Annotated in this window: 18 protein-coding genes; 10 read left to right on the forward strand and 8 right to left on the reverse strand. The window is 72.5% G+C overall.

Features of this window, described 5'->3' with window-relative positions:
- Positions 1-36: 36 nt before the first annotated feature.
- Positions 37-810, forward strand: coding sequence for an amino acid ABC transporter permease (locus tag ABZS40_RS05735; RefSeq protein WP_112585477.1), 774 nt, complete (start codon positions 37-39; stop codon positions 808-810).
- Entirely contained in the window at positions 807-1,550 is a 744-nt protein-coding gene (locus tag ABZS40_RS05740; protein WP_112585475.1) for an amino acid ABC transporter ATP-binding protein, read from the forward strand. Before ABZS40_RS05735 ends, ABZS40_RS05740 begins: the two co-directional genes overlap by 4 nt.
- Before the next feature lie 43 nt (positions 1,551-1,593).
- Here ABZS40_RS05740 and ABZS40_RS05745 read toward each other — a convergent pair whose 3' ends face one another.
- Positions 1,594-3,168: a Na+/H+ antiporter gene (locus ABZS40_RS05745; RefSeq protein ID WP_354942194.1), complete on the reverse strand. Its 1,575-nt coding sequence runs from the start codon at positions 3,166-3,168 to the stop codon at positions 1,594-1,596.
- A 149-nt stretch (positions 3,169-3,317) separates the two neighbouring features.
- Positions 3,318-6,665: a BTAD domain-containing putative transcriptional regulator gene (locus ABZS40_RS05750; RefSeq protein ID WP_354942195.1), complete on the reverse strand. Its 3,348-nt coding sequence runs from the start codon at positions 6,663-6,665 to the stop codon at positions 3,318-3,320.
- 138 nt (positions 6,666-6,803) lie between these two features.
- On the opposite strand from ABZS40_RS05750, the gene ABZS40_RS05755 reads away from it, so the two are divergent.
- From ABZS40_RS05755 to ABZS40_RS05765, 3 genes are all read left to right on the forward strand, one after another.
- The gene (locus ABZS40_RS05755; RefSeq protein ID WP_354942196.1) at positions 6,804-7,682 is read left to right on the forward strand and encodes an alpha/beta hydrolase; all 879 of its coding nucleotides are present in this window, start codon (positions 6,804-6,806) and stop codon (positions 7,680-7,682) included.
- Positions 7,683-8,048: 366 nt separating this feature from the next.
- Positions 8,049-8,498, forward strand: a complete 450-nt coding sequence (locus tag ABZS40_RS05760; RefSeq protein ID WP_354942197.1) for a hypothetical protein — start codon at positions 8,049-8,051, stop codon at positions 8,496-8,498.
- Positions 8,495-8,893: a hypothetical protein gene (locus ABZS40_RS05765; protein ID WP_354942198.1), complete on the forward strand. Its 399-nt coding sequence runs from the start codon at positions 8,495-8,497 to the stop codon at positions 8,891-8,893. The genes ABZS40_RS05760 and ABZS40_RS05765 overlap by 4 nt, the downstream gene beginning before the upstream one ends.
- A 32-nt stretch (positions 8,894-8,925) precedes the next feature.
- Here the strand turns inward: ABZS40_RS05765 and ABZS40_RS05770 are convergent, their stop codons facing one another.
- The 3 genes from ABZS40_RS05770 to ABZS40_RS05780 form a co-directional block, all read right to left on the reverse strand.
- Positions 8,926-11,094, reverse strand: a complete 2,169-nt coding sequence (locus ABZS40_RS05770; RefSeq protein ID WP_354942199.1) for a hypothetical protein — start codon at positions 11,092-11,094, stop codon at positions 8,926-8,928.
- A gap of 8 nt (positions 11,095-11,102) precedes the next feature.
- Complete coding sequence (locus ABZS40_RS05775) at positions 11,103-12,305, reverse strand: low temperature requirement protein A (RefSeq protein ID WP_354942200.1); 1,203 nt, start codon at positions 12,303-12,305, stop codon at positions 11,103-11,105.
- Between the two features lie 97 nt (positions 12,306-12,402).
- Positions 12,403-13,344 carry an SDR family NAD(P)-dependent oxidoreductase gene (locus tag ABZS40_RS05780; protein ID WP_354942201.1) on the reverse strand — a complete coding sequence of 314 codons (942 nt, stop codon included), beginning with the start codon at positions 13,342-13,344 and terminating at the stop codon, positions 12,403-12,405.
- A gap of 131 nt (positions 13,345-13,475) precedes the next feature.
- On the opposite strand from ABZS40_RS05780, the gene ABZS40_RS05785 reads away from it, so the two are divergent.
- Positions 13,476-14,297, forward strand: coding sequence for a helix-turn-helix transcriptional regulator (locus ABZS40_RS05785; protein ID WP_354942202.1), 822 nt, complete (start codon positions 13,476-13,478; stop codon positions 14,295-14,297).
- A gap of 24 nt (positions 14,298-14,321) precedes the next feature.
- Here ABZS40_RS05785 and ABZS40_RS05790 read toward each other — a convergent pair whose 3' ends face one another.
- The 3 genes from ABZS40_RS05790 to ABZS40_RS05800 all read right to left on the reverse strand — a co-directional run bounded on the left by ABZS40_RS05790 (position 14,322) and on the right by ABZS40_RS05800 (position 17,487).
- A complete protein-coding gene (locus ABZS40_RS05790) occupies positions 14,322-15,089 on the reverse strand; it encodes a TetR/AcrR family transcriptional regulator C-terminal domain-containing protein (protein WP_354942203.1) in 768 nt (255 codons plus the stop codon).
- Between the two features lie 74 nt (positions 15,090-15,163).
- Complete coding sequence (locus ABZS40_RS05795; RefSeq protein WP_354942204.1) at positions 15,164-16,798, reverse strand: MFS transporter; 1,635 nt, start codon at positions 16,796-16,798, stop codon at positions 15,164-15,166.
- Positions 16,792-17,487, reverse strand: coding sequence for an SDR family oxidoreductase (locus ABZS40_RS05800; protein WP_354942205.1), 696 nt, complete (start codon positions 17,485-17,487; stop codon positions 16,792-16,794). The genes ABZS40_RS05795 and ABZS40_RS05800 overlap by 7 nt, the downstream gene beginning before the upstream one ends.
- Positions 17,488-17,649: 162 nt before the next feature.
- On the opposite strand from ABZS40_RS05800, the gene ABZS40_RS05805 reads away from it, so the two are divergent.
- The 4 genes from ABZS40_RS05805 (at position 17,650) to ABZS40_RS05820 (ending at position 21,529) form a co-directional block, all read left to right on the forward strand.
- Positions 17,650-18,942, forward strand: coding sequence for a sensor domain-containing protein (locus ABZS40_RS05805; RefSeq protein WP_354942206.1), 1,293 nt, complete (start codon positions 17,650-17,652; stop codon positions 18,940-18,942).
- Entirely contained in the window at positions 18,930-19,595 is a 666-nt protein-coding gene (locus ABZS40_RS05810) for a response regulator transcription factor (protein ID WP_354942207.1), read from the forward strand. Before ABZS40_RS05805 ends, ABZS40_RS05810 begins: the two co-directional genes overlap by 13 nt.
- A 102-nt stretch (positions 19,596-19,697) precedes the next feature.
- Positions 19,698-20,759 carry a Gfo/Idh/MocA family oxidoreductase gene (locus tag ABZS40_RS05815; RefSeq protein WP_354942208.1) on the forward strand — a complete coding sequence of 354 codons (1,062 nt, stop codon included), beginning with the start codon at positions 19,698-19,700 and terminating at the stop codon, positions 20,757-20,759.
- Between the two features lie 221 nt (positions 20,760-20,980).
- Positions 20,981-21,529, forward strand: coding sequence for a DUF1062 domain-containing protein (locus tag ABZS40_RS05820; protein ID WP_354942209.1), 549 nt, complete (start codon positions 20,981-20,983; stop codon positions 21,527-21,529).
- Positions 21,530-21,904: the final 375 nt, after the last annotated feature.

The raw sequence follows: 21,904 nt of genomic DNA on the forward strand, positions 1-21,904 counted from the left end.
GGTGACGAGCGAGCAGGGCGGTAGGAGGAGCGACCGATGGATCCGTTGAGCACCCTGTGGGAGACCTTCTTCGACTGGGACGCGATGCGCGAGGCGCTGCCCGAGATGCTGACGGTCGGGTTGCCCAACACGCTGATCCTGGCGGTCTCCGCCGCCCTGCTCGGCTCGGTGCTGGGCCTGCTGCTGGCCGTCGCCGGGATCTCCCGCAGCCGCTGGTTGCGCTGGCCGGCGCGGGTCTACACCGATGTGTTCCGGGGGCTGCCGGCGGCGGCGACGATCCTGCTGATCGGCGTCGGGCTGGCCCCGCTGGGCATGCAGGTCTGGGGGCCGGACCCCTATCCGTTGGGCATCCTGGCGCTGTCGCTCATCGCCGCCGCGTACATCGGGGAGATCTTCCGCTCGGGCATCCAGTCGGTGGAGGCGGCCCAGTTGGAGGGCGCCCGGGCGCTCGGCTTCTCCTGGGCCGACGCGATGCGGCTGGTGATCATCCCGCAGGGCATCCGGCGGGTGTTGCCGGCCTGGGTGAACCAGCTCATCGCCCTGATCAAGGACTCCAGCCTGGTCTACTTCCTCGGCCTGGTGGCCAGTCAGCGGGAGCTGTTCCGGATCGGGCAGGACTACGCGGCGACCACCGGCAACGAGTCGGCGCTGCTGCTGGCGGGGCTGTGCTACCTGGCGCTCACCGTCCCGCTGACGCACGTCGTGAACTGGATCGACAGGCGGCTGCGCAACGGCCGGCCGGCCACCGCGTCGACCGAAGAGGACGACGACATCGCGTCGTACGCCGCCACGGAAGGAGATCGGCGATGACCACCGCCACGACGACCTCGGTCAGCCTCGACGTACGCGACGTGCACCTCGCCTTCGGACCCAACCGGGTGCTGCGCGGCGTCGACCTCTCGGTGCCGAGGGGCGCGACTGCCTGCGTCATCGGCCCGTCCGGGTCGGGCAAGTCCACACTGCTGCGCACCATCAACCGGCTGATCGAACCGGACCGGGGCGACGTGCTGCTGGACGGGCGCAGCGTGCTGGGCGACGACCCCGACGCGCTGCGGCAGCGGGTGGGCATGGTGTTCCAACAGTTCAACCTCTTCCCGCACATGAGCGTGCTGCGCAACGTCACGCTGGCGCTGCGCCGGCTGCGCAAGCTCGGTGCGGACGAGGCGGAGACCGTGGCCCGGGCCCAGTTGGAGCTGGTGGGGCTGGCCGGCAAGGCGAACTCCCGGCCGGCGCAGCTCTCCGGTGGTCAACAGCAGCGGGTGGCGATCGCCCGCGCGCTGGCGCTGCGGCCCGAGGTGATGCTCTTCGACGAGGCCACCTCGGCGCTCGACCCGGAGTTGGTCAAGGGCGTCCTCGGGGTGATGGCCGACCTGTCCGCCGCCGGCATGACCATGGTGGTGGTGACCCACGAGATGGGCTTCGCCCGACAGGTCGCCGACACCGTCGCCTTCATGGACCGGGGCGTGGTGCTGGAGGCCGGCCCGCCCGAGGCGATCTTCGAGCGGGCCGAGCATCCGCGGCTTCGCCGGTTCCTCGACCAGGTGCTCTGAAACCGGGTGCTCTGAGCCGCGCCGGTCGGACGGCCACCGACGATCACTCGTTGGGCCCGCGCCCCAGCAACCGGATCTCCTCGTTGTCCAACGCGGCCTGGAGTTCCTGGAGCACCAGGTCGTCGATCTCCCGGTTGTCGCGCAGCCGGGTGACCTCCCGCCTCTTGTGGGCGAGGACCCCGAGGCGCAGTCGGCGTTCCAACCGGCGCTCCTCGGCGGTGCTCCCACCGCTCTCGTCGAGGTCCTCCAGATGCCGCTGGTACTCGGCCTCCAGCCGACGCACCGAGTCGTCCTGGGCACCGACCTCCTCGGCGATCTGGGGAAGGGCGGCCAGACCCACCTCGGTGGCCCGCCGCCGGGCGTTGCGGGCCTCGTCGACGCGTTCCGGGTCGCCGCTGAGCCCGGCCCAGCGCACGACCAACGGCAGGGTGGTGCCCTGCAGGAGCATGATCAGCACGATCACCAGCGCGGTGACGAAGATGATCAGATCGCGTTCGGCCACCGGTCGGCCGTTGACCATCACCGTCGGGACGGCCAGGGCGGCGGCGAGCGACACGGCGCCCCGGAAGCCGGACCAGCCCGCGACGGTCCCCACCCGCCAGGCGGACGGCCCCTGGGCCTGGTCCACGATTCGCCGACGTCTCAGCCGCGCCGACTGCGCGATGAGGTAGACGAAGATCAGTCGGGTGCCGATCACGACCAGGGTGACCACCAGCACGATCAGCAGAGCCCGCCCGGGCGAGGTGCTGGTAATGCTCCGTACCGACCGGGGGATCTGCGTGCCGAGCAGGACGAACAACCCGCCGTTGATCAGGAAGGTGCTCAGGTCCCAGAACGCGTACGCCAGCACCCGGGACCGGGCGCGGATCACCCGTGGGCCTGCGTAGGACAGCACCAGGCCGGCGACCACCACCGCCAGCACACCGCTGGCGTGCACCATGTCGGCGAGCAGGAAGGCGGCGAACGGTGTGAGCACACTGAGCGCGCCCTCGCGCAGCGGATCGTCGAGCCGTTTGCGGACCAGCACCACGGCGGCCCCCACCAGCAGACCGGCCACCAGCCCGCCGACGCTGGCGCCGACGAACTCCTCGCCGATGCCCAGCACGCCCGGCTCGGCGCTCTGGCTGAGCAGACCCACTGCCACCGCGAAGACCACCAGGGCGGTGCCGTCGTTGATCAGGCTCTCCGCGTGCAGGGTGGTGAGCAGCTTCCGGGGCAGCCGTTTGGCCAGGCCGGTGACCGCGGCGGCGTCGGTCGGCGCGAGGACCGCGCCGAGGACCCAGGCGGCGGCGGGGTTCACCCCGAACGCCTGCGCGGTGAACGACACAGTGACCATGGTGAGCACCACCAGCACCACGGCGAGCAGCCCGATCACCGGCAGGTTGGCCCGGATCTCGCGCAGGCTGATGGTGAGGCTCTCCCGGTACAGGATCGCCGGCAGGAAGATCAGCAGGACCAGGTCGGGTTCCAGGGTGACCTCGGACAGCGGCGGTGTGAGCCCGAGCAGTACGCCCAACGCGATGAGCAGGACCGGCGGGGCGACCCGGTACCGGCCGCCGAGGGTGGTGCCGACGAGGACGGTGACGCCCAGCGCCACGATCAGGATGAGCGCCTCCACGCGTACTCCCCTCGGACCATGGCCGACGGTGCACGCGCCGGTGGTTCCATCTGACCGCACCCGTCGACTGCTTCCAGCGGAAACCGGCAAGTCGCTCTGGAGCGGTGCAGCGGCGGCCCTGGCATCGGGCAGCACGTGCCCGGTGGCGCTCAGGTTGGGTCGTCGGCGCGGACACGTGCGGTGAGCGCGCGGGCGGTACGGCGGTGCTCGGCGGCTTCCTCGTCGCGGCCCAGAGCAGCGGCCAGATCGGCGAGGTGCCCGGCCACCGGACCGACGGTGACGACTCCGCTGCCGGCTGCCAGCTCGGCGGCGGCAGGGCGGAGCGCGACGGTGACGCGTTCCATGGTGGGCCGGTCGCCGATGGCGAGCGCCGCCCGAGCGGTGAGGCACAGCCGCACCTCCCGCAGCAGGTCGTGCGGCCCCTCCGGCAGAGCCCGCAACGTCGCTCTGGCGGCACTGACGTCGTCGGCGGCAGCGAGCAGCAGTGGTCGGACCCAGGGCTCGTGCGGGCCCCAGTCCAGCCGCGCCCAGCCCTCGTCGTCCGGCCCGAAAATCGGCCGTCGTGCAGGGGCCGCCGGCGTGTCGTCGCTCACCGCGTCGGCCAGGCGCAGGCCGAGCAGGGCGAGCGGCAGCAACCCCTGGGTCAGCCCCGGCATGCCGTCAGTGGGCATTCGGTCGGCTGCCGCCCGGTACGCGTCCGCCGCCGCGTCCGACTGACCGTTCAGCGCCAGCCGCAGCGCGGCGTACCACCGGGTGAAGACACCGACCAACGGCAGCTCGTACCGCTCGGCGAGGTGGTCGGCGGCGCGCGCGTGCGCGTCGGCGGCGGGCCGGTCGGCCAGCGCACAGTTGGCCTGGACCAGGACGAGATGCCCGAGCACCTCGAAGGTCACCAGGTGGTGCCGGGCGGCCTGTTCGACCAGGTCGAGGCCGATCCGGGCCCGCGCGTCGGCCAGACCGACGCTGTGGAAGGTGTGCATGAAGCGGGCGTTGAGCGCGAAGGCCAACAGCCCGGGATCGCCGATGTCGCGGGCGATCGTCTCGGCCTCGGCGGCGGCGCGGCGGCCACGATCGGTGGTGGTGCCGCGCAGCTCCAGCGCGAGGGTGCTCAGCAACCGGCTGCGCTGCGCCGAGCCGATCGGGCCGAGCGCGGTCAGTGCCTGTTCGGCGGCTCGGACGATGTGTCCGGAGAGCAGGTCGTCGTCGTTGCGCGTCCAACTGGCGGGCACGTCGAAGCCCGCCAGCGCCTCCTGGATCAGCAGGGGGTCACCGGTGGACTCGGCGGCGGTGATCGCCTCGGCTCGCCGTCGCCGCGCCTCGGCCAGCCGGCCCGTCACGGCCAACGCCCGCCCCAGGCCGAGCAGCGCGGTCACCCGGCCACGCGGCTCGACACCGCCGGCCCGGTCGTACGCGTCGATCGCCTGGCCCCACAGGCGGGCCGCCTCGTGGGGGTTGCCGCCCCGTTCGGCCCGTTCGGCCGCCACCCGGGCGTACGTCGACGCCTCGGCGGCGTGGACCGGCCCGCCGGCGCGCAGCAGGTGGTACGCGAGGGCCGCCGGCTCGACGGGTTCCCGCTGCCGCAGCACCTCCGCGACGGCCGCGTGCCAGGCGGCGCGGCGCGGCGCGGACAGGTCGGCGTAGAGCGTGTCGCGGACCAGGATGTGGGTGAAGCGCAGCCGCCCGTCGGACTCCCGCTCGGTGAGGAACCCGGCCGCCAGGGCGCGGTCCACGGCGTCCAGCGCTGCCGTCGGGTCAGCGGCCAACGCGCCCAGCACTCCCGGGTCGAGGTCCCGGCCGAGCACTGCCGCCTGCCGCAGCACGGTACGGGTCGAGGCGGGCAACTGCGCCAACCGGTGCCGGATCACGTCGCGTACCCCGGGCGGCACGGCCGCCAACCCCGCCTGCCCGGTGCTCGCGTAGAGCTGGGCCAGCTCGCGGACGAAGAACGGGTTACCGCCGCTGCGCTGGTGGATCGACCGGGTCGTGGCCGGGTCCAGATTCCCCCCGACGATGGCGCCGGCCAGCTCGCCGGTCGCCGACGCGGGCAGGCCGGCAAGATACTCCCGGACCGGCTCCAGCCCGGCGGCGCGGGCCAGGGTGGCGGTCAGCTCCGGGCTGATCTCGGTGGCCCGGTAGGTGCCGAGGATCAGCACCGGCCCGCTGGCCGGCTGCGGGCCGGTGAGCAGTGCGGTCAGCAGATCCAGGGTGTCACCGTCGGCGCGGTGCAGGTCGTCGAGGACCAGCAGGAGCGGCTCCGGGTCGGCGACCGCCGAGATCAGCGATGCCACCGCGCGGTGTCGACGGAACCGCACGGTGGCGGGGTCGGCCGAACCGTCAGCCGAGCCGTCTTCCCGGTCGGCGGCCACGGCGGGGGCGGCGACGGGGGCGGCGGGCCCGGCGAGCGCGTCGGTGATCTGGGTCCACGGCCACGCCGGCGGGGCGCCGTCGTACTCCGGGCTGTGTCCCCATGCCGTGGTCCAGCCCTCGGCGGCGAGTCGCCGGGTCAGGGCCTCGGCCAGCGCCGTCTTGCCGGCGCCCGGGTCGCCGCTGAGCAGGGCGAGTGTGGGCTGGCGGCGTCGGGACGCGGCCTCGGCGGCGCGCCACAGCCGCTCGACCTCCGCGTCGCGGCCGACGAACGGGCGCTGTTCCGCCTGGACCTGTCGAACGGGTTTCCCGAGGCCGGGGGTGGCGGCCCGGTCGAGGGATGGGGCGAGGTGCGGCGCCTGGGCCAGGATGTCAGCTTCCAGCCGGCGCAGCTCGGGCCCCGGGTCCACGCCCAGCTCGGTCACCAGGACGTGGCGGGCTTCCCGCAGCGCGGCCAGCGCGTCGCCCTGCCGGCCGGCGCGGTACCGGGCCGTCGCGAGCAGCCGCCAGGCGTCCTCGCGCAGCGGATGGCTGGCCAGGTGTGCAGGTAGGTCCGCGGCGGCCTCATCCGGTCGGCCCACCGCCAGGAACGCCTCCGCCCGCCGCTCGACGGCGAGCATCCGCAGCTCGTCCAGCCGGTTGATCTCCGCGATCGCCCAGGACTCGTTGGCGCAGTCGGCGTACGCGGGCCCGCGCCAGAGCCCGAGCGCCGCGTCCAGCACGGTCAGGGCCGGCGCGGGGCGTCCGGCCGTCAGCAGCCGGGCCGCCTCGCCGACGGCCGCCTCGAACTGGCCGGCGTCGACAGCGTCCGGGGCGGCCTTCAGGGCGTACCCGGGCGGCTCGGTGACCAGGATCCTGGGTGGCTGCCGGGGTGGTCGATCGGGTTCCAGGGCCCGGCGCAGGTCGGCGACGAAGGTCCGGATCGCGCCCACCGCGCCGTCCGGTGCGACCTCCCACAGGTCGTCGACGAGACGATCCACCGGCACCACCCGACCGTGGGCGATCAACAGCCGACCCAGCACCAGGCGCTGCCGGTGTCCCCGCAGGGGGACCGGGCCGCGCTCGGTCGCGGCGGTCACCGGCCCGAGCACGCCGAAGGTCACCGCGACGGGTGCCATCAGCTGCCTGGTCATGGCACCAATCTAGGCCCGTGGTCCGGCCGGCACTGATCCGACGCTGACCGGCTGCTGATCACCGCCGGGCAGGCTCGACGAGGTACGACGGCGACGGGCCACCGCCCCCGCCGGCACTGCTCACCAGGAAGGTTCCCCGTGGACCCGAAGATCAACGGATTCGACTACCGACGCGTCACCGTCGCCGACGGGGTGACGCTCAACGCCGCCGTGGCCGGTTCCGGGCCGGCGATCGTGCTGTTGCACGGCTTTCCGCAGACCCACCTCATGTGGCGGCACGTCGCCGCCGATCTGGCCGCCGACCACACGGTCATCTGCCCCGACCTGCGCGGCTACGGCGACAGCGACAAGCCCCTCGACACCGACGGTGCCGGTTACGCCAAGCGCACCATGGCGGCCGACATCGTGGCGCTGGCCGGCGCGCTCGGTCACGATCGGTTCGCGTTGGCCGGACACGACCGGGGCGCCCTGGTCGCGTTCCGCGCCGGCCTCGACCATCCGGCGGCGATCAGTCACCTGGCCCTGCTCGACGTGCTACCCACACTTGACATGTGGGACGTGCTGCACGGCGCCAGCGCCGCTGTGGCGTTTCACCTCTATCTGATGGCGCAGCCGCCCGGTCTGCCGGAGGAGCTGATCGCCGGCAGCCCGGACGCCTTCTTCGGTCACTTCCTGGACGTCTGGACCCGTGATCCGGGTGCCCTGCCGGCGGAGGTGCGGGCCGCGTACCTGCGCGCGTCCCGCGACGCCGTTCCCTCGATCGTCGCCGACTATCGGGCGTCCGCCGGGATCGACGTGACCCACGACGCCGCCGACCGGACGGCCGGCAACCAGCTGCGGATGCCGGTGACGGTGCTCCAGCAGGACTGGGGCGCGGCGCTGGGCTACGACGCGGCGGCGGTGTGGCGGGCCTGGGCACCCGACCTGAACCACCAGACGGTCACCTGCGGACACTTCATGGCGGAGGAGGCCCCGGCGGAAGTCCTCCGGGCGCTGCGCGCCCTGCTCGCCCGTTGATCGATCGGCGACCCGGCCACCACTGTCACCCTGGGCAAGATATCCGACACTGGTTGTCACCGGGGTGATGAGGGGTCGGGTCGCCGCCCCCGATCCGCCCCACGGCTCAGAAACAGCCCAAAAGCGGCCCTGACCTGCGGGAATGCGACGTTACACCAGGTGGACGCCGACCGGGCATCGGTGATACACAGGCAGATAACGGCAGCCAACGACGTCGAGTCGCTTCACCTTCTCGCCCAACGACCGTCCACAGGCAACGAACCACTGGGCTCCGCCGCACGGACCGCAACTCAAGGGTCGCGACCCACCGATCGGCACTGGTCCACGGGGCACTGCCGGGCGCCGGTCCTCGACCAAGGAGTTGCCGTGGGAAACCTACGTATCCGATCCCGCCACCAGCCGTACGAGATCGCTGTCCTGGTTGCAGCGCCTCTCTGCGGCATCCTGATGATGACCCTCAATGTCCGGCCGACGTCCGTCCAGACGTCCATGCCGGAGCCGATCCAGGTCGCCTGGGAGCTGGGTCTGATCGCGGTGGGCGTGGGTGGACTACTGGGCATCCTGTGGCCCGGCCGGCTCTCCACCGGGCTCGGCCTCGAACTCGCGTCGGTGCTGGTGCTCGGCACGATCACTGGCATGTACGCGGTGGCCGTATTGGTCATGTCGGGCCGAAACTCCATCGTCGCCACGTCGTTCGTGATGGCGGTGACTGTCGGGTCGCTCTGGCGGGCCGCGCAGATAGCCATTGATCTTCGCCGCCTGGCCCGAGCGTGCGAATTTGTGACCTACGAACAGTTGCAGGCAGGTGTCACGTGATCACCGCACCCGCGCCAACCGCACCGCACTGGGTGCAGGTGGCGCTCAGCGTGCTCGGCATCCTCGGCGGAGGCACCGGCCTGGCCGCCATCGCCACCGTCGTGGTGCAGCGCGGCAAGTTCAAGGCCGATGCCGCCGACACGCTCACCGAGGCCGCCCTCACGCTCGTGCAGCCGTTGCAGACGCGGATCACCCAGTTAGAGGGCGAGGCGTTCAGCGCCCGGTCCGAGCTGGGCATACTCCGCGAGCAGGTCAACCAGCTGCAGTTCGTGGTCCGGGTGCTCACTCGGACGCTGGACCGCTGGCGTATCGCGATCCGTGCACCCGACGCCACCCTCCGCAAGGTCCGAGCGACGGTGGCGGAGTCCGACCGGATCCCCGAGATGGACCGTTGACCGGCGTCGTCGCCCCCTGCGGACAGTAAGCCTCAGCCAGCACCACGAAGGCGTTCGGCGAGTTCGCGCACCGCCGCCCGGAACTCCGGGTCGGTCTCGCCCGGATGGTGCCCCCGTAGCGGCGGCGCACACCGCTCCCCCGGCGCCGACAGCAGGTCCGGTGGGTCCCGCAACCGCCGGTCGACCTGGCCCGCCGGATCGGCCGGGTCCGTGGGCGGATCGCCGGGGCGGTGTGCGGCGAAGATCCAGCCACCGACCGGGTCGGTGTCCCGCCAGAGGTTGAGCCACCGCCACTCGACCCGCTCCCCCACCTCACGCAGCACCTTCTCGTTGAGGTAGGCCGGAAAGAGCCGGGCGTACAGGCGGTCCAGCGGCGACCCGTAGGTGAGCAGCGCGACCCGTTGACGTACGCGCGGGGGCAGCCGCAGCACCGCGAGAGCGAGCAGCGCGGACCCGTGGCTGTGCCCACAGAGCAACACCCCGACGTGCCGCTCGGCCAGTTGGCTGATCCGGTCGGCCAGTTCCGGCACCGCGCGGTCGGCGTAGCTCGGCGGGGCGAACGGGTGCGCGGCCCGGGGCCAGAAGGTGCCCAGGTCCCACAGGATCCCGACGTGCCGGCGAAACCACGCGGTCCGATAGGCGAACACGCCACCCGCCAACAGCGTGAACAGCAACGCGGCGAGGAGGAGACTGCCGCCGCTGAGCCCCATCTGGACGGCCCCGGCCGGCAGCCCGAACAGTTGCCACGCCAACTCCTCCGGGTCGCGCCCGGTACGCCCCACCAGACTCGTGGTCAGCCCGACCACCGCGAGCGCCGCGTACGTGGCGGACAGCAGACCCAACCATTCGGTGAACCGCGCCCGGGCGACGGTCTTCGTCGCGAGCCGCAGCCGACCGACCGCCTCCGGCGGCACGACCGGGAAGTCACGGGTGGTGATCGCCGCTGCCGCACGCCGCCGGCGCCGCCGCGACACGACTGTCAACGCGCCGCACAGCAGCACCGCCGCGACCACGTGCAGGAAGAAGGCCAGCAGCGTCCAGCGGTACGGCAACGGTGGCCCACCGTCACCGCGGTAGCCATCGAGCAGCTCCCCCGTCTGGTAGACGAGGCCGGCGGCGAGCGCGCCGGTCAGACCGACAGCGAGGGCGGCGAGGACCGCCGCGCCCAGGCCACCCGGCAGCGCGGACCGGCCGCCCACCCGACCGCGCCGCCACAGCACCACCACGCTGAGCAGCACCAGCAACATCATCTGGCCGAACAGCGCCACACCCGCTATCCCGTCATAGCCGGGAAGCCCGGTCGCCGACGACCAGTCGCGCCGGTCGCTCGCCACGGTGACGAGGGTCGCCACGCTCAGGACGGCTGCCACCGCGGCCGCCGTGCGGGCGGTCCAGGTGGCCGTTTGCGCGGTCGCCGCCCGGTCGATCATCCCCGGAGCGGCGAGCAGACCGACGCAGACCAGCAAGACCGCCGTACTGAGCGCCAGCAGCAGCGTCGTGGGAAGCGTCGCCCCGCCGGCGCGGCGGGCGGTCAGCAGCACAACATTGAGTACGGCGAGCGCGGCGGCGACGTGGATCGCGCGCAGCCGGTGCACCAGCGGCTCCACGGCCCACAGTGGGTTGTCGGCCGGGCCGGGCCGACGGGTGCCGAGGAGACGCAGCACCGCGATGGCGGCGATCGGCAGGAGCGCCAGCACGGCCAGCCGTTCCCCGACGTGCCGGCCGTCGAGCCCGGCCATGGTGTCGAAGGGCGGGCGGCAGCGGGCCACGCCGAGACACCGCCAGGCGAGCAGGTCGAGGGCGACTCCGGCGATGGACACCACGTACAGCACTGTGAGGTTGAGCGCGAGGAGCCGACACAGCACGCTGACCGCTGCGGCGCGGCGGCGGCCGGTGGGGCGCATCCACACTGCCACGTTGCTGAGCATGAACGGCAGCAGGAAGACCATGGCGAGAGTCCGGCCGACGGTGCCCGTCGGCAGGTCACCCCAGCGGTACGCCTCCAACGTCACCCCGTCCGGGCCGACGTCGTCGGAACGGGCGGGGCGGTGGAAGCCTCCGCTGCCGTCGCCGGCAACCTGCCGGACCTGCGGCTGGTCGAGGATGACAGTGGGGTCCGCCCCGGACACGCCGTGCACCCGCAACTCCACCACGTCGTGTCGTCGCGGTTGGTCGCCGTGCTGCGGCCCTCCCCCAGGCATCGGCGGAGCTATCCGGGTCGCCGGTGGGCGGGCGCGTCGCTCTCCCCGGACTGGCGGATGAACCGCCGCAGTCCCGGCATCGCGTCGAACAGGACGATCAGCAGCAACACCCCGGCGACGACGGCGCTGTTGACAAGTTGCGGGGACCGCACGGTGGCCAGCCCGCCCACGATGATGGCCGGCACACCGACCAGGCGCGCCCAGGGCCACCTGCCGTCGACCAGAGCCGCGAGCATGATCCGGGCGGTCAGGAACAGCGCGGGGCCGATGACGCCCACTATCGTCTGCCCCGTCTCGTGTTCTCCCGGATGGTCGATCGTCATCTCCATGGCCACCGAGGTGGCCAGCACACCGGCGATCATGATGAGGTGCAGGTAGCCCGCCATCAGCGTCAACTTGCTGCCGGGCGGGCCCTCCGCCTCGATTCTGGCGCCGAGCCGCCCGCCGGCGGGCACCAGGTAGAGCCGGGCGAGGGCCACCGCGGTCACGAACGCCAGGGCGAAGGCCACAGTGCTGTCCCGGCCCAGGCCGGACTGGCTGTAGGTGATGCCGGCGATCAGGATCAGCTCACCCAGGGCGATGATGAAGATCTGTTGGTACCGCTCGGAGAGGTGCGTTCCGTTCACCTGGAGTTCCGGCCAGGTGCTGCGTCCGAGCCACGGGAACGGCCAGCGCAGCCGAGCCAGGGAGAACTCCAGCACGAGGGCGAGCGCCCAGAGCACCTCCCGGGCCGGGGTGACGGCCGCCCCGACCACCCAGAGCACACCGGAGATCGCGAACCAGACCGCCACCCGCAGGCTCCGCACCTGGAGCGGGTGCCCCCGCAGGGCGGGGATCAGGATCGCCCCACGACCCAGGTGGATGGCCACATAGGCGACGGCGAACACCATGGCGTGCCCGTCGAACACTGTGGGTACGGCGGCGGCCATCAACAGGCCGCCGAACATCGTCCACAGCAGCAGGGTGACGATCAGCGGGGCCCGAGGGTCGAACCAGTCCGCCGACCACGCCGTCACGAACCACACCCACCACAGCGCCGCCAACATCAGCAGCACCTGGAAGCCGCCGGTGAAGCTGAGGTCGTCGAGCAGCGCCCGGGACAACCGGGTCAGCGCGAAGATGAACGCCAGGTCGAAGAAGAGCTCCAGGAACGACGCCCTGCGGGGGTTCTCCCGCCGTTGCAGCAGCCGCGCCGGAAGCCCGCTCGCCATCGCCATCCTTCCCCGGCCCGCAGCTGCCACCGCCGCCCCAGTCGTACCACCCGGACCGCCGCGCCCGGGTCGGTTCCGCCGAGCCGGGCCGTCGTGGTCAGCGCCCGGCGGGGACGCCGCGCTGGGAGACCAGGTCGGACGCCACGGTCCAGAGCCGCTCGGCGTTGCCCGGGTCGACCGCGTACGCGGCCACGCCGCTGTAGTCGGCCGGCCGCTCGGTGACGACCGGGGCCTCCGCGCAGTCCTCGAAGTAGCGACCGCCGACGCCGTCCAGCAGCGGGGATGCCGCGAGCAGCACCGAGGTCGCCGCGCCCTGTTGAGGGGTCTTGTGCATCTCCTTCGGCGACTTCAGCCCACCGGTGTGCTTCTGCAACCCGGTGGCGATCGCGCCCGGGTTCAGCGCGTTGGAGTAGATGCCCTCGCCGACCCAGCGGCGGGTGGCTTCCACGGCGAGCAGAGCCTCGGCGCTCTTGGACTGCCCGTAGGCCAGCAGCGGGTCGTACGGCCGGAACGCGAAGTGCAGGTCGTCGAAGATCACCGGAGAGAAGAGGTTGCCGCTGGAGCTGACCGACACCACCCGGGCGCCGCCGGCCGCGGCGAGGGCGTCGTGCAGGCCGACGGTCAACGCGAAGTGCCCCATGAAGTTGGTGGCGAACTGCATCTCCCAGCCCTCGGCGGTGCGCTCCAGCTCGGGCAGCGCCATGATCCCCGCGTTGTTGACCAGGATGTGCAGCGGCTGGTCCCAGCCGGCGACGAACTGGCGTACCGAATCCTGGTTGGCCAGGTCCAGCGCGCGGGCGGTGACCCGCTCCGCGCCGATGCTGGCCGCGATGTCGGCGGCGGCCTGCTCACCCGCCGCGACCCGGCGGACCCCGAGCACCACCTCGGCGCCGGCGGCGGCGAGCGAACGGGCCGTCTCGATGCCGATACCGGCGGCGCCGCCGGTGATGATGGCCCGTTTGCCGCTCAGGTCCACCCCGGCAATGACCTCGTCGGCGGTCGAGGCGAATCCAAAGGGGGTCGTGATGCGCTCTGTCATTGCTGTCCCGTCTCTCGATCACGCTTACCCCGACACTGTCACCCCAACGGCGGGCGCTAGCCGGTTCCCTGTTTTTCCTGGTAGTGGCAGGACCAGGCTGGGCGGTCGGCGGCGGCTCCTACGATGGGCGGGTGAGCACGGCCGGCCCGCTGGGCGAATATCTGCGTGCCCGGCGCGAGCTGATCGGGCCGGGTGACGTCGGCTTGCCCGCGCACGGCCGTCGGCGGGTGCCCGGCCTGCGGCGCGAGGAGGCGGCCCTGCTCGCCGGCATCAGCGCCGACTACTACCTGCGGTTGGAGCAGGGGCGTGACCGGCACCCGTCGACGCAGGTGATCGAGGCCCTGGCCCGCGCGTTGAGGCTGGACGCGGACGCCGCGGCACACCTGCACGGCCTGGCCCGGCCGGTGCCTTCCCGCCGGGGGACGCGACCATCGGAGCGGGTGCCGGTGGGGATCCGGCAGTTGGTCGGCTCGTGGGCCGAGACGCCCGCCTTCGTGCACGGTCGACACCTGGACGTGCTCTTCGCCAACCCCGCCGCGACCGCGCTGGCGCCGATCTTCACCGCCGGGGTGAACCTGCTGCGCGCGGTCTTCCTGGACCCGAGCGTGCCGGCGCTCTACCCGGCTCTGACGGCGGTCGCGGCCAACGCGGTGGCCGGCCTGCGCGCACAGGTCGGCCCCGAGGTGGACGACCCCCGCCTTCTCGAGCTGGTGGAGGAGCTGACGGCCGGCAGCGAGCGGTTTCGGCGGCTGTGGGCCCGGCACGACGTCACCGCCCGCGCGGGCGGTGGGGTGCGGGTGTTCCAACACCCTGAGCTGGGCGAGTTGGCGCTGCGCTACGAGAAGCTCACGATCAGCGGCACCACCCAGTCGCTGGTCGTCTATCACGCCGAGCCGGGCAGCCCGTCGGCGCGCTCGCTGGCCCGGCTGGCTCGACGGGCAGCACCACGCTAGGTCGCCGTCCCCGGAGCAGGCCGGTTACCGGTTGGCCGCCCGCTCGGCGACCACCACCGAGATCCCGTCGAGGACGCGTTGCAGACCGAACTCGAACGCGTACTCCGGGCCGTACGCGGCGCCGTGCTGCTGGCCGGCAGCGGTGCCGACCCGGGACGCGATCGGGTAGGCGCCGGGCTTCAGGAAGGTCTCCAGCCACGGCGCGTGCGACTGCCACCACTGACCGTCGGTCATGCCGGTCTCGCGTTCCAGGTCGACCACCTCGGAAGCGGCCCGGGCGGCGCTCTTCACGTGACCGAGCACGAGGGTGAGCACCGCGTCGACCTCCACGTCGGTGAGCCCGATGTCGACGATCGCGCCGAGCTCGTAGTCGTACTTGACCATCAGGTGCGGGCCGAGCACCGGTCGGGTCGTCTCGGCCCGCAGCATCCAGGGATGCCGCTGATAGAGCGCCAGATTGTCGCGGGCGATCCGCTCCAGCCGGGTCCGCCAGTCGCCCTCGACGGTGGGGCGCGGCATCTCGCCGTACGCGGTGTCGATCATGACGGCGACGAGTTCGGCCTTGCCCGGCACGTAGGTGTAGACCGACATGGTGCCGACCCCCAGCGCCTCACCCACCCGACGCATGGTCAGCGCGTCGAGCCCCTCGGCGTCGGCGATGTCGATCGCGACCCGGACGACCCGGTCGACGCTGAGCGCCGGACCGGCGCTGCGGCTGGTCGGCTCCCGGGTGCGCCAGAGAAGGGCCAGGCTGCGGGCCGGGTCCGCGGTCGCCTTGCGCTCACTCGCCATGGTGCGGCCATCCTAACAACGCGGCCGTACGCAGTACGCCCGCGCCGGGCTGCTTCCGGGTGCCCCACGCGCTGTCAGAGCGCCTCGCGGTCGTCGGACAGCGTCGGACCGGCTGCGGCGGGCACCAGGTGTCGGACCTCCGGCTCCCCGTCGGTCAGCTCCCGGGCCCGTTGCTCGGCAGCGCGGTCCTCGCCGGTCAACCGGCCACCGTGCTGACGCAGGTGCTCGTCCCAGGACGGCACCAGATACACCTCGACGAACCGGTCCACCGTCTCGGCCGGGCGGAACAGCCCCCAGCGCATCGCGCCGGTCCGCTGCCGCGCGCCACGCACCAGGTCCATGGCCGCCAGGAAGCGTTGGGTCCGCTCCGGCCGGACGGTGTACTGCACGGTCACCAGCACCGGTCCCACCCCCGGGTCCGGCTCGTGCGCCAGGTGCAGTTGCGGCCAGTAGGCCGCCGGTTCCCGGTCGACAGACCGCAGGTCCGGCAACGGCCAGATCCGGCTCGTCAGAGTGCCGACAAGCATCAGCGCCGCCGCCGCCAGGTACGCGGGGGGCAGCCCGGCCATCTCGGCCACCAGACCCCAGAGCAGCGCGCCGGCGGCCTGCCCACCGGCGAAGCACACCTGGTAGACGGCCAGGCCCCGGGCCCGTACCCAACTGGGTAGGAAGAGCTGAATCTCGGCGTTGACGTTGGCCAGCACCGTCACCCAGGCCATCCCGGCGGGCAGCAGGGCGAGCAGCACCAGCGGCACCGCCCGCACGGTGCCGACGACTGTCAACGAGACGGTGAACAGCGCCCCGGCGATCAGCAGGAGCTGGTTGGCCGACAGCCGAGTGCGGATCACGGCCAGCAGCACGCCACCCGCGATGGCGCCCACGCCGAGGGCGGCCAGCAGCACCCCGTACCCGCCGGAGCCCAGGCCCAGTCGCCGACTCGCCACCAACGGCAGCAACGCCCACAGCGCGCTGGCCGGGACCACGAAGACCAGCGCCCGGCGCAACAGCCGACGTACGGTCGGTGAGTGGCGTACGTAGCGGCTGCCGGCACGCAACGCGGCGGTGAAGCGCTCGGGCACCTCGACCGCGCGGGCGTTACCGGGCCGCCACCGCCACAGCGCGTACGCGAAGATCCCGAACGCGACCGCGTTGATGCCGAAGACCGGGGCGACGCCGGTACGGGCGATCAGCACGCCGGCCACCGCAGGCCCGACCGCCCTCGCCACGTTCACGCTTATCGAACCGAGCGCGGACGCCGACCGCAGCTGGTCCTGCGGCACCAGCTCCGGGATCACCGCCGCCCAGGCCGGCAGTGTCAGCGCCTGCCCGACCCCGAACGCGAAGGTGAGGGTGAGCAGCAGCGCCGGCGGCATCCGGCCGGCCAGTGTGAGCAGCGTCAACGCCACCGCCACCGCCACCAGGAACAGCTGCACGGCGATGAGCAGGTGCCGGCGGTCGAAGCTGTCGGCCAGCACCCCGGCGGGCAACGCCAGCAGCAGCACCGGCAGCAGACTGGCGGTCTGCACCAACGCGACAAGAGTGGAGGCGTTGGAGTGGTTGATCAATAGCCACTGCGCGCCGACGGTCTGCATCCAGGTGCCGACGTTCGCGGCGAGCAGGGCCAGCCACAGGTTGCGGTAGACCGCCGTCCGCAGCGGTGCCCAGGCCGAGGCCGGACGGTCGGCGGGTCCGGCTGCGGCCGTCACCACCGCCCGTCCGCGCGCAGCACGCGCTCACCGGAGACGTAGAGGTCGTCGGGTTCCAGCGACAGCAGCCGGACGACCTCGGTGGCGACCTGTTCGGGCATGGCGTACACCTCGTCCAGGAACTCGGCGCCGACCCGTTCCTGTAGCCGCGTCGGCATCGGCCCGGGATGCAGCTGCATCACCTTGACCCGGTTGCTGTGCTGAGCCTCGGCCAGCGAGTCGACCAGGCTGTTGCCGTAGCTCTTGGTGGCCCGGTAGACGGGGATGCCCGGCCGGGGTGCCGCCAGCGCCAGCGCGCCGATGTAGACGACGTTGCCGTGGCCCTGCCGGTGCAGGTGCTGCACCGCTTCCCGCAGCAGGTACGTGATGCCCAGAACGTTGATCTCCACGGCCCGGCGAATGTGCTCCACCGACAGGTCCCCCAGGTCGCCGCCCGCCCACATGGAGGCGCAGGCCGCCACCCCGTCGATCGTGCCGTACCGCTCGACCACCTCGGTGAAGGAGTCGCGGACCTGCTCGTAGGAGGAGATGTCGCAGACGGCGCCGTCGCAACCCAGCTCGTCGGTCGCGGCAGCCACCTCGGCCGGCACGTTGCCGAACACCACGACCTGGTGCTCGTCGACGAGCAGTCGGGCCACCGCGAGGCCGAGACCGCTGGTCCCGCCGACCACCACGAAGGTTCTGGCACCCATGTCTCTCCAGCCGCCGCCAGCACAGGTCACGCGAGCCGCGTGACGGCGCGTTCTTCCCGTTTCCGGACCCCGCACACCCGTTCGCCGGTAGTGCTGGGCATACCCTGAAGAGTGGATCTGGACGGCTGGGGCACCCGCTCGCTCCCGATTAGCGTCTGCTGCATGACCACGGAACACCCTTCGCACCTGGCCGAGGCGCTGCGCCGCCGCCGCTGGCTGATCTCCGCGTGGCCCTGGCGCGCGCTGGCCTACCTGGTGACCACAGTGCCGATCGCCGGCGTCCTCGGTGTCGGGCTGCTCATCATCGGCGGACCCATGCTGCCCGTCGTCAGCACGCTCCGGCAGCACGGCCGACCGCCGAGCATCGCGCTGATGCTGTTCCTGATCACCGGCAGCGTCATCCTGGTGGTGTTGGCCCCGCTCCTGAGCTTCGCGGTGGCCGTCGTCGAGCGGTGGCGGGTCGGGCTCGTCGACAATCGTCCGCTGGCCTCGTCGCCGTGGCCGGGCCTGGTCGCCCGCTACCGCAGCGCCGCGACCTGGCGGGAAGTGGCGTACCTGTTCTGGCTGGGCGGGTTCACGCCGGTCGCGTACTGGGTGTTCCTGGTCCTGGTGCTGCTCGACCTCGGGATGATCACCAGCCCCTGGCTGGCCGGCGACGCCAACGAGCCGGTGGTGATCTGGCAGCCGATCGACACCACCGGCGAAGCCATTCCGTACGCGATAGTGGGGGTGCTGCTGATCCCGGTGCTCTGGTACGCCGCCGGTCTGCTCGCCGCCGTCCAGGCAGCCGTGGCGCGGTGGTTGCTGGCCCACCCGGTGGACGCGGCGGCGCTGCGCGAGGTCACCCGCTCCCGCACCCGACTGGTCGGCGCGTACGAGGCCGAACGCCGCCGCATCGAGCGCGACCTGCACGACGGCGCGCAGCCCCGGCTCACCAGCCTCACCCTCCAGCTGGGGCTGGCCCGGCTGGACGTACCCGAGGACTCTCCCGCCTCCCGACCGCTCGCCGTCGCGCACGACCAGGCCCGGGGCCTGATGGTGATGCTGCGGCAGTTGGTGCACGGCATCCGCCCGCAGAGCCTCACCGACCTCGGCCTGGCCGGCGCCGTACGCGAGTTGGCCGACGGCGCCACCATCCCGGTCACCGTGCACGCCGACGCGCACGACGAGCTGCCGGAGATCGTGGAGACGACGGCCTACTTCGTGGTCTCCGAGGCGCTGGGCAACGTGGCCCGGCACGCCCGGGCGACCCGCGCCGACGTACGCCTCAGCCGGGTCGGCGGTGACCTCGTCGTCGAGGTGACCGACGACGGTCACGGCGGCGCCGACCCGGCCCGGGGCACCGGCCTGACCGGGCTCGCCGACCGGGTCGCCGCCGTGGATGGCCGGCTGCTGCTGTCCAGCCCGCCCGGCGGGCCTACAGTGGTCCGGGTGGAGCTGCCATGTCGTCGGTGACCCGGGTGGTGCTCGCCGAGGACGAGGTGCTGCTGCGGGAGGGTCTGGTCGCCCTGCTGACCCGCTTCGACTTCACTGTGTGCGCAGCCGTCGGCTCCGCGCCGGACCTGCTGGCTGCGGCCCGCGACCACCAACCGGACCTGGTGCTGACCGACATTCGGATGCCGCCGGGCCGCCGCGACGACGGGCTGCGCGCGGCCGTCGCGCTGCGCACCGAGCGACCGGACCTCCCGGTCGTGGTGCTGAGTCAGTACGTGCAGACCGGTTACGCGGCGGCGCTGCTGGACAGCGGCGACGGCCAACGGGTCGGCTACCTGCTCAAGGACCGGGTCGCCGAGGTCACCGAGTTCGTCGACACGCTGCGCCGGGTCGCCGGCGGCGGCACCGCCATCGACCCGGACGTGGTTCGGCAACTTCTGCACCGCCCCCGCGACCCGCTCGCCGCGCTGTCCGCCCGGGAACGCGAGGTGTTGGCGCTGCTCGCCGAGGGGCGGTCCAACGCGTCGATCGCCGGCCGGTTGCACGTCAGCGAGGCGGCGGTCGGCAAGCACGTCGGCAACATCCTGCTGAAGCTCGACCTGCCGCCCAGCGACGACACCAACCGTCGGGTGCTCGCGGTCCTCACCTACCTGCGCGCCGACCCGGTGACCTGAACGGCGCCGGGCCCAGATGGAGCCCTACCGCCCCCGGCGTAGATTCTCCTCAGCGGTACCGGCGCCAGCTCAGGGCGCGGACCATCAGGACGGGGGCACGGCATGGCGAAGGCGCTGCGGGTTGGTCTGCTGGGGTACGGGCTGGCGGGCCGGGTGTTCCACGCGCCGCTGATCGCCGCGACTCCCGGGCTGCGGCTCGACGCCATCGTGACCCGTGATCCGCAGCGACGCGAGCAGGCGCGACAGCACTTCCCGGACGCCCGCCTGGTCGACGACGCCGACGAGCTGTGGCGTACCCCGGACGCCCTGGACCTGGTCGTGGTGGCGACACCGAACCGGCAGCACGTGCCGATGGCGCGCGCGGCGCTCGCCGCCGGCCTGCCGGTCGTCGTCGACAAGCCCCTCTCCCCCACCGCCGCGGAGGGCCGGGTGCTGATCGACGAGGCGACCGAGCGTGGGGTGCCGCTGACGGTCTTCCAGAACCGGCGCTGGGACGGCGACTTCCTGACCGTCCGCCGCCTGGTCGAGCAGGGCGAGTTGGGGCAGGTGCTGCGCTTCGAGTCCCGGTTCGAGCGGTTCCGTCCGACGATCAAGCCGGGCTGGCGGGAGCTCGCCGGTCCGGAGGAGGCCGGCGGCGCCCTCTTCGACCTCGGCGCCCACCTCGTCGACCAGGCGGTGCAGCTGTTCGGCCCTGTCGACCGCGTCTACGCGGAGGTGGACCGTCGCCGCGGGGGCGCGGCCGTCGACGACGACGCCTTCGTGGCGTTGACCCACGCCAACGGGGTCCACTCGCACCTGTGGATGGGCGCGGTGACCGCTCAGATCGGGCCGCGCCTGCGGGTGCTGGGCGATCGGGCCGGCTACACCAGCTACGGGCTGGACGTACAGGAGGCGGCGCTGCACGACGGCGGCCGACCGGGCCAGCCGGGCTGGGGCGAGGTCCCGCCGGACCGTTACGGCCTGCTCGGCGTCGACGGTGACCTGCGGCCGGTGCCGACGGAGCCCGGCGCGTACCAGAGCTTCTACGCACAGGTGGCGGCTGCGCTGCGCGACGGCGCGCCGATGCCGGTGGACCCCGGGGACTCGGTCCACACTGTCGAGTTGATCGAGCTGGCGCACCGGTCGGCGGCCGAGGGCGTGGTGCTGCCGGTCCCGACCGTCTGACCGGTTCGCACGTCCGGCCACCCGGGCTCCTGACGCGTGCGCGAAAACCAGTGGAACGGCGCCGCCGCGCGCCGTTACCGTGCTGCGCAACCAGGTCGTCTAGGCAAGGACGTGCCGTTGTACACCCTGTGAGACCTCCCGAGAGCTGATCTGTCGCGCGTCGCGCAGCTGCGCCGCGCTCCTTTTTGCTGCGGACTTCTCACTGAAACCGGTGTACTTCTGTGCTCGAAAATTGGGCCGTCGTGCCCACCTGCCTACCGATCGTTCGCCGCCGTTGCCACGCGTGCGCGTCCCAACGCCTTCGGGCGAGCGGCAAGTTCCGTGTCAACGCCAACCACAAGCTCCTCGACGCCTGGCTGCTCGCGCTCTGCACCGGGTGCGGGGAGACGGCGAAGCTCACCGTCCTGGAGCGGATGACGGTGCGCTCCATCCCACCCGAACTGCTGGACCGGCTGCATGACAACGACCCCGGCCTGACCGCCGAACTGCTTCAGGATCCGGGTGTCCAGCACCGAAACCGGTTCGTCCTCGATTGGGACAGCGCCTGGCGTCTCGACACCGGCGGACCGGATCACCTGGACCTCGACGTGATCGACGTCGCGGTCCGCAACGCGGCACGGATCCCGGTCCGGCCGACACGACTGATCGCTGATGGCTGCGGTCTGTCGCGGGCCGAGGTCGACCGACTGATCATGGAGGGAAAAGTCGTTTCGGCAGTCCGGTTGAGCGGCAAGCGCTCCGGCGACTTCACCTTCACGCTGAAGCGCTGACCGACGCCAGGGCCTGTCCGGCGGGACGCCGGGCAGGCCCTGATCGGCGTTCTCCTCGGCGGGAGCACCGTCCGGCGCGCGGGCGTCGTCGTCGGTCAGCGCGTCGTCCGACGAGGTGCCGAGGTTGGCGAGCCGACGCTCGGCCTCTCGGACCTCCTCGTCGATCCTGGGGTTCTCCTCGTCGGGACCCTGCGACATGGGCGACCTCCATCGGGCGCGACCGGCAGCCCTTCGGATACCCGACCTGAGGGCGGAGACACGGAGATCCGCCACCATCCATTGATCAGGTGATGAAAAGTAGCTCAATCCGCTCCCCGGGACCTACTTATCATCACTTGATCACTTGATGAGAAGTTGAGCCGGCCCGCCATGAAC

The sequence above is a fragment of the Micromonospora sp. NPDC005324 genome, from assembly GCF_040607155.1.
Lineage (GTDB): Bacteria > Actinomycetota > Actinomycetes > Mycobacteriales > Micromonosporaceae > Micromonospora > Micromonospora trifolii.

Excerpts from the sequence above, each read along its gene's own strand:
- ABZS40_RS05735 (WP_112585477.1), top strand. The coding sequence starts at position 37 with ATGGATCCGTTGAGCACCCTGTGGGAGACCTTCTTCGACTGGGACGCG.
- ABZS40_RS05740 (WP_112585475.1), top strand. The coding sequence starts at position 807 with ATGACCACCGCCACGACGACCTCGGTCAGCCTCGACGTACGCGACGTG.
- ABZS40_RS05750 (WP_354942195.1), bottom strand. The coding sequence starts at position 6,665 with ATGACCAGGCAGCTGATGGCACCCGTCGCGGTGACCTTCGGCGTGCTC.
- ABZS40_RS05770 (WP_354942199.1), bottom strand. The coding sequence starts at position 11,094 with ATGCCTGGGGGAGGGCCGCAGCACGGCGACCAACCGCGACGACACGAC.
- ABZS40_RS05775 (WP_354942200.1), bottom strand. The coding sequence starts at position 12,305 with ATGGCGAGCGGGCTTCCGGCGCGGCTGCTGCAACGGCGGGAGAACCCC.
- ABZS40_RS05780 (WP_354942201.1), bottom strand. The coding sequence starts at position 13,344 with ATGACAGAGCGCATCACGACCCCCTTTGGATTCGCCTCGACCGCCGAC.
- ABZS40_RS05790 (WP_354942203.1), bottom strand. The coding sequence starts at position 15,089 with ATGGCGAGTGAGCGCAAGGCGACCGCGGACCCGGCCCGCAGCCTGGCC.
- ABZS40_RS05800 (WP_354942205.1), bottom strand. The coding sequence starts at position 17,487 with ATGGGTGCCAGAACCTTCGTGGTGGTCGGCGGGACCAGCGGTCTCGGC.
- ABZS40_RS05805 (WP_354942206.1), top strand. The coding sequence starts at position 17,650 with ATGACCACGGAACACCCTTCGCACCTGGCCGAGGCGCTGCGCCGCCGC.
- ABZS40_RS05810 (WP_354942207.1), top strand. The coding sequence starts at position 18,930 with ATGTCGTCGGTGACCCGGGTGGTGCTCGCCGAGGACGAGGTGCTGCTG.
- ABZS40_RS05815 (WP_354942208.1), top strand. The coding sequence starts at position 19,698 with ATGGCGAAGGCGCTGCGGGTTGGTCTGCTGGGGTACGGGCTGGCGGGC.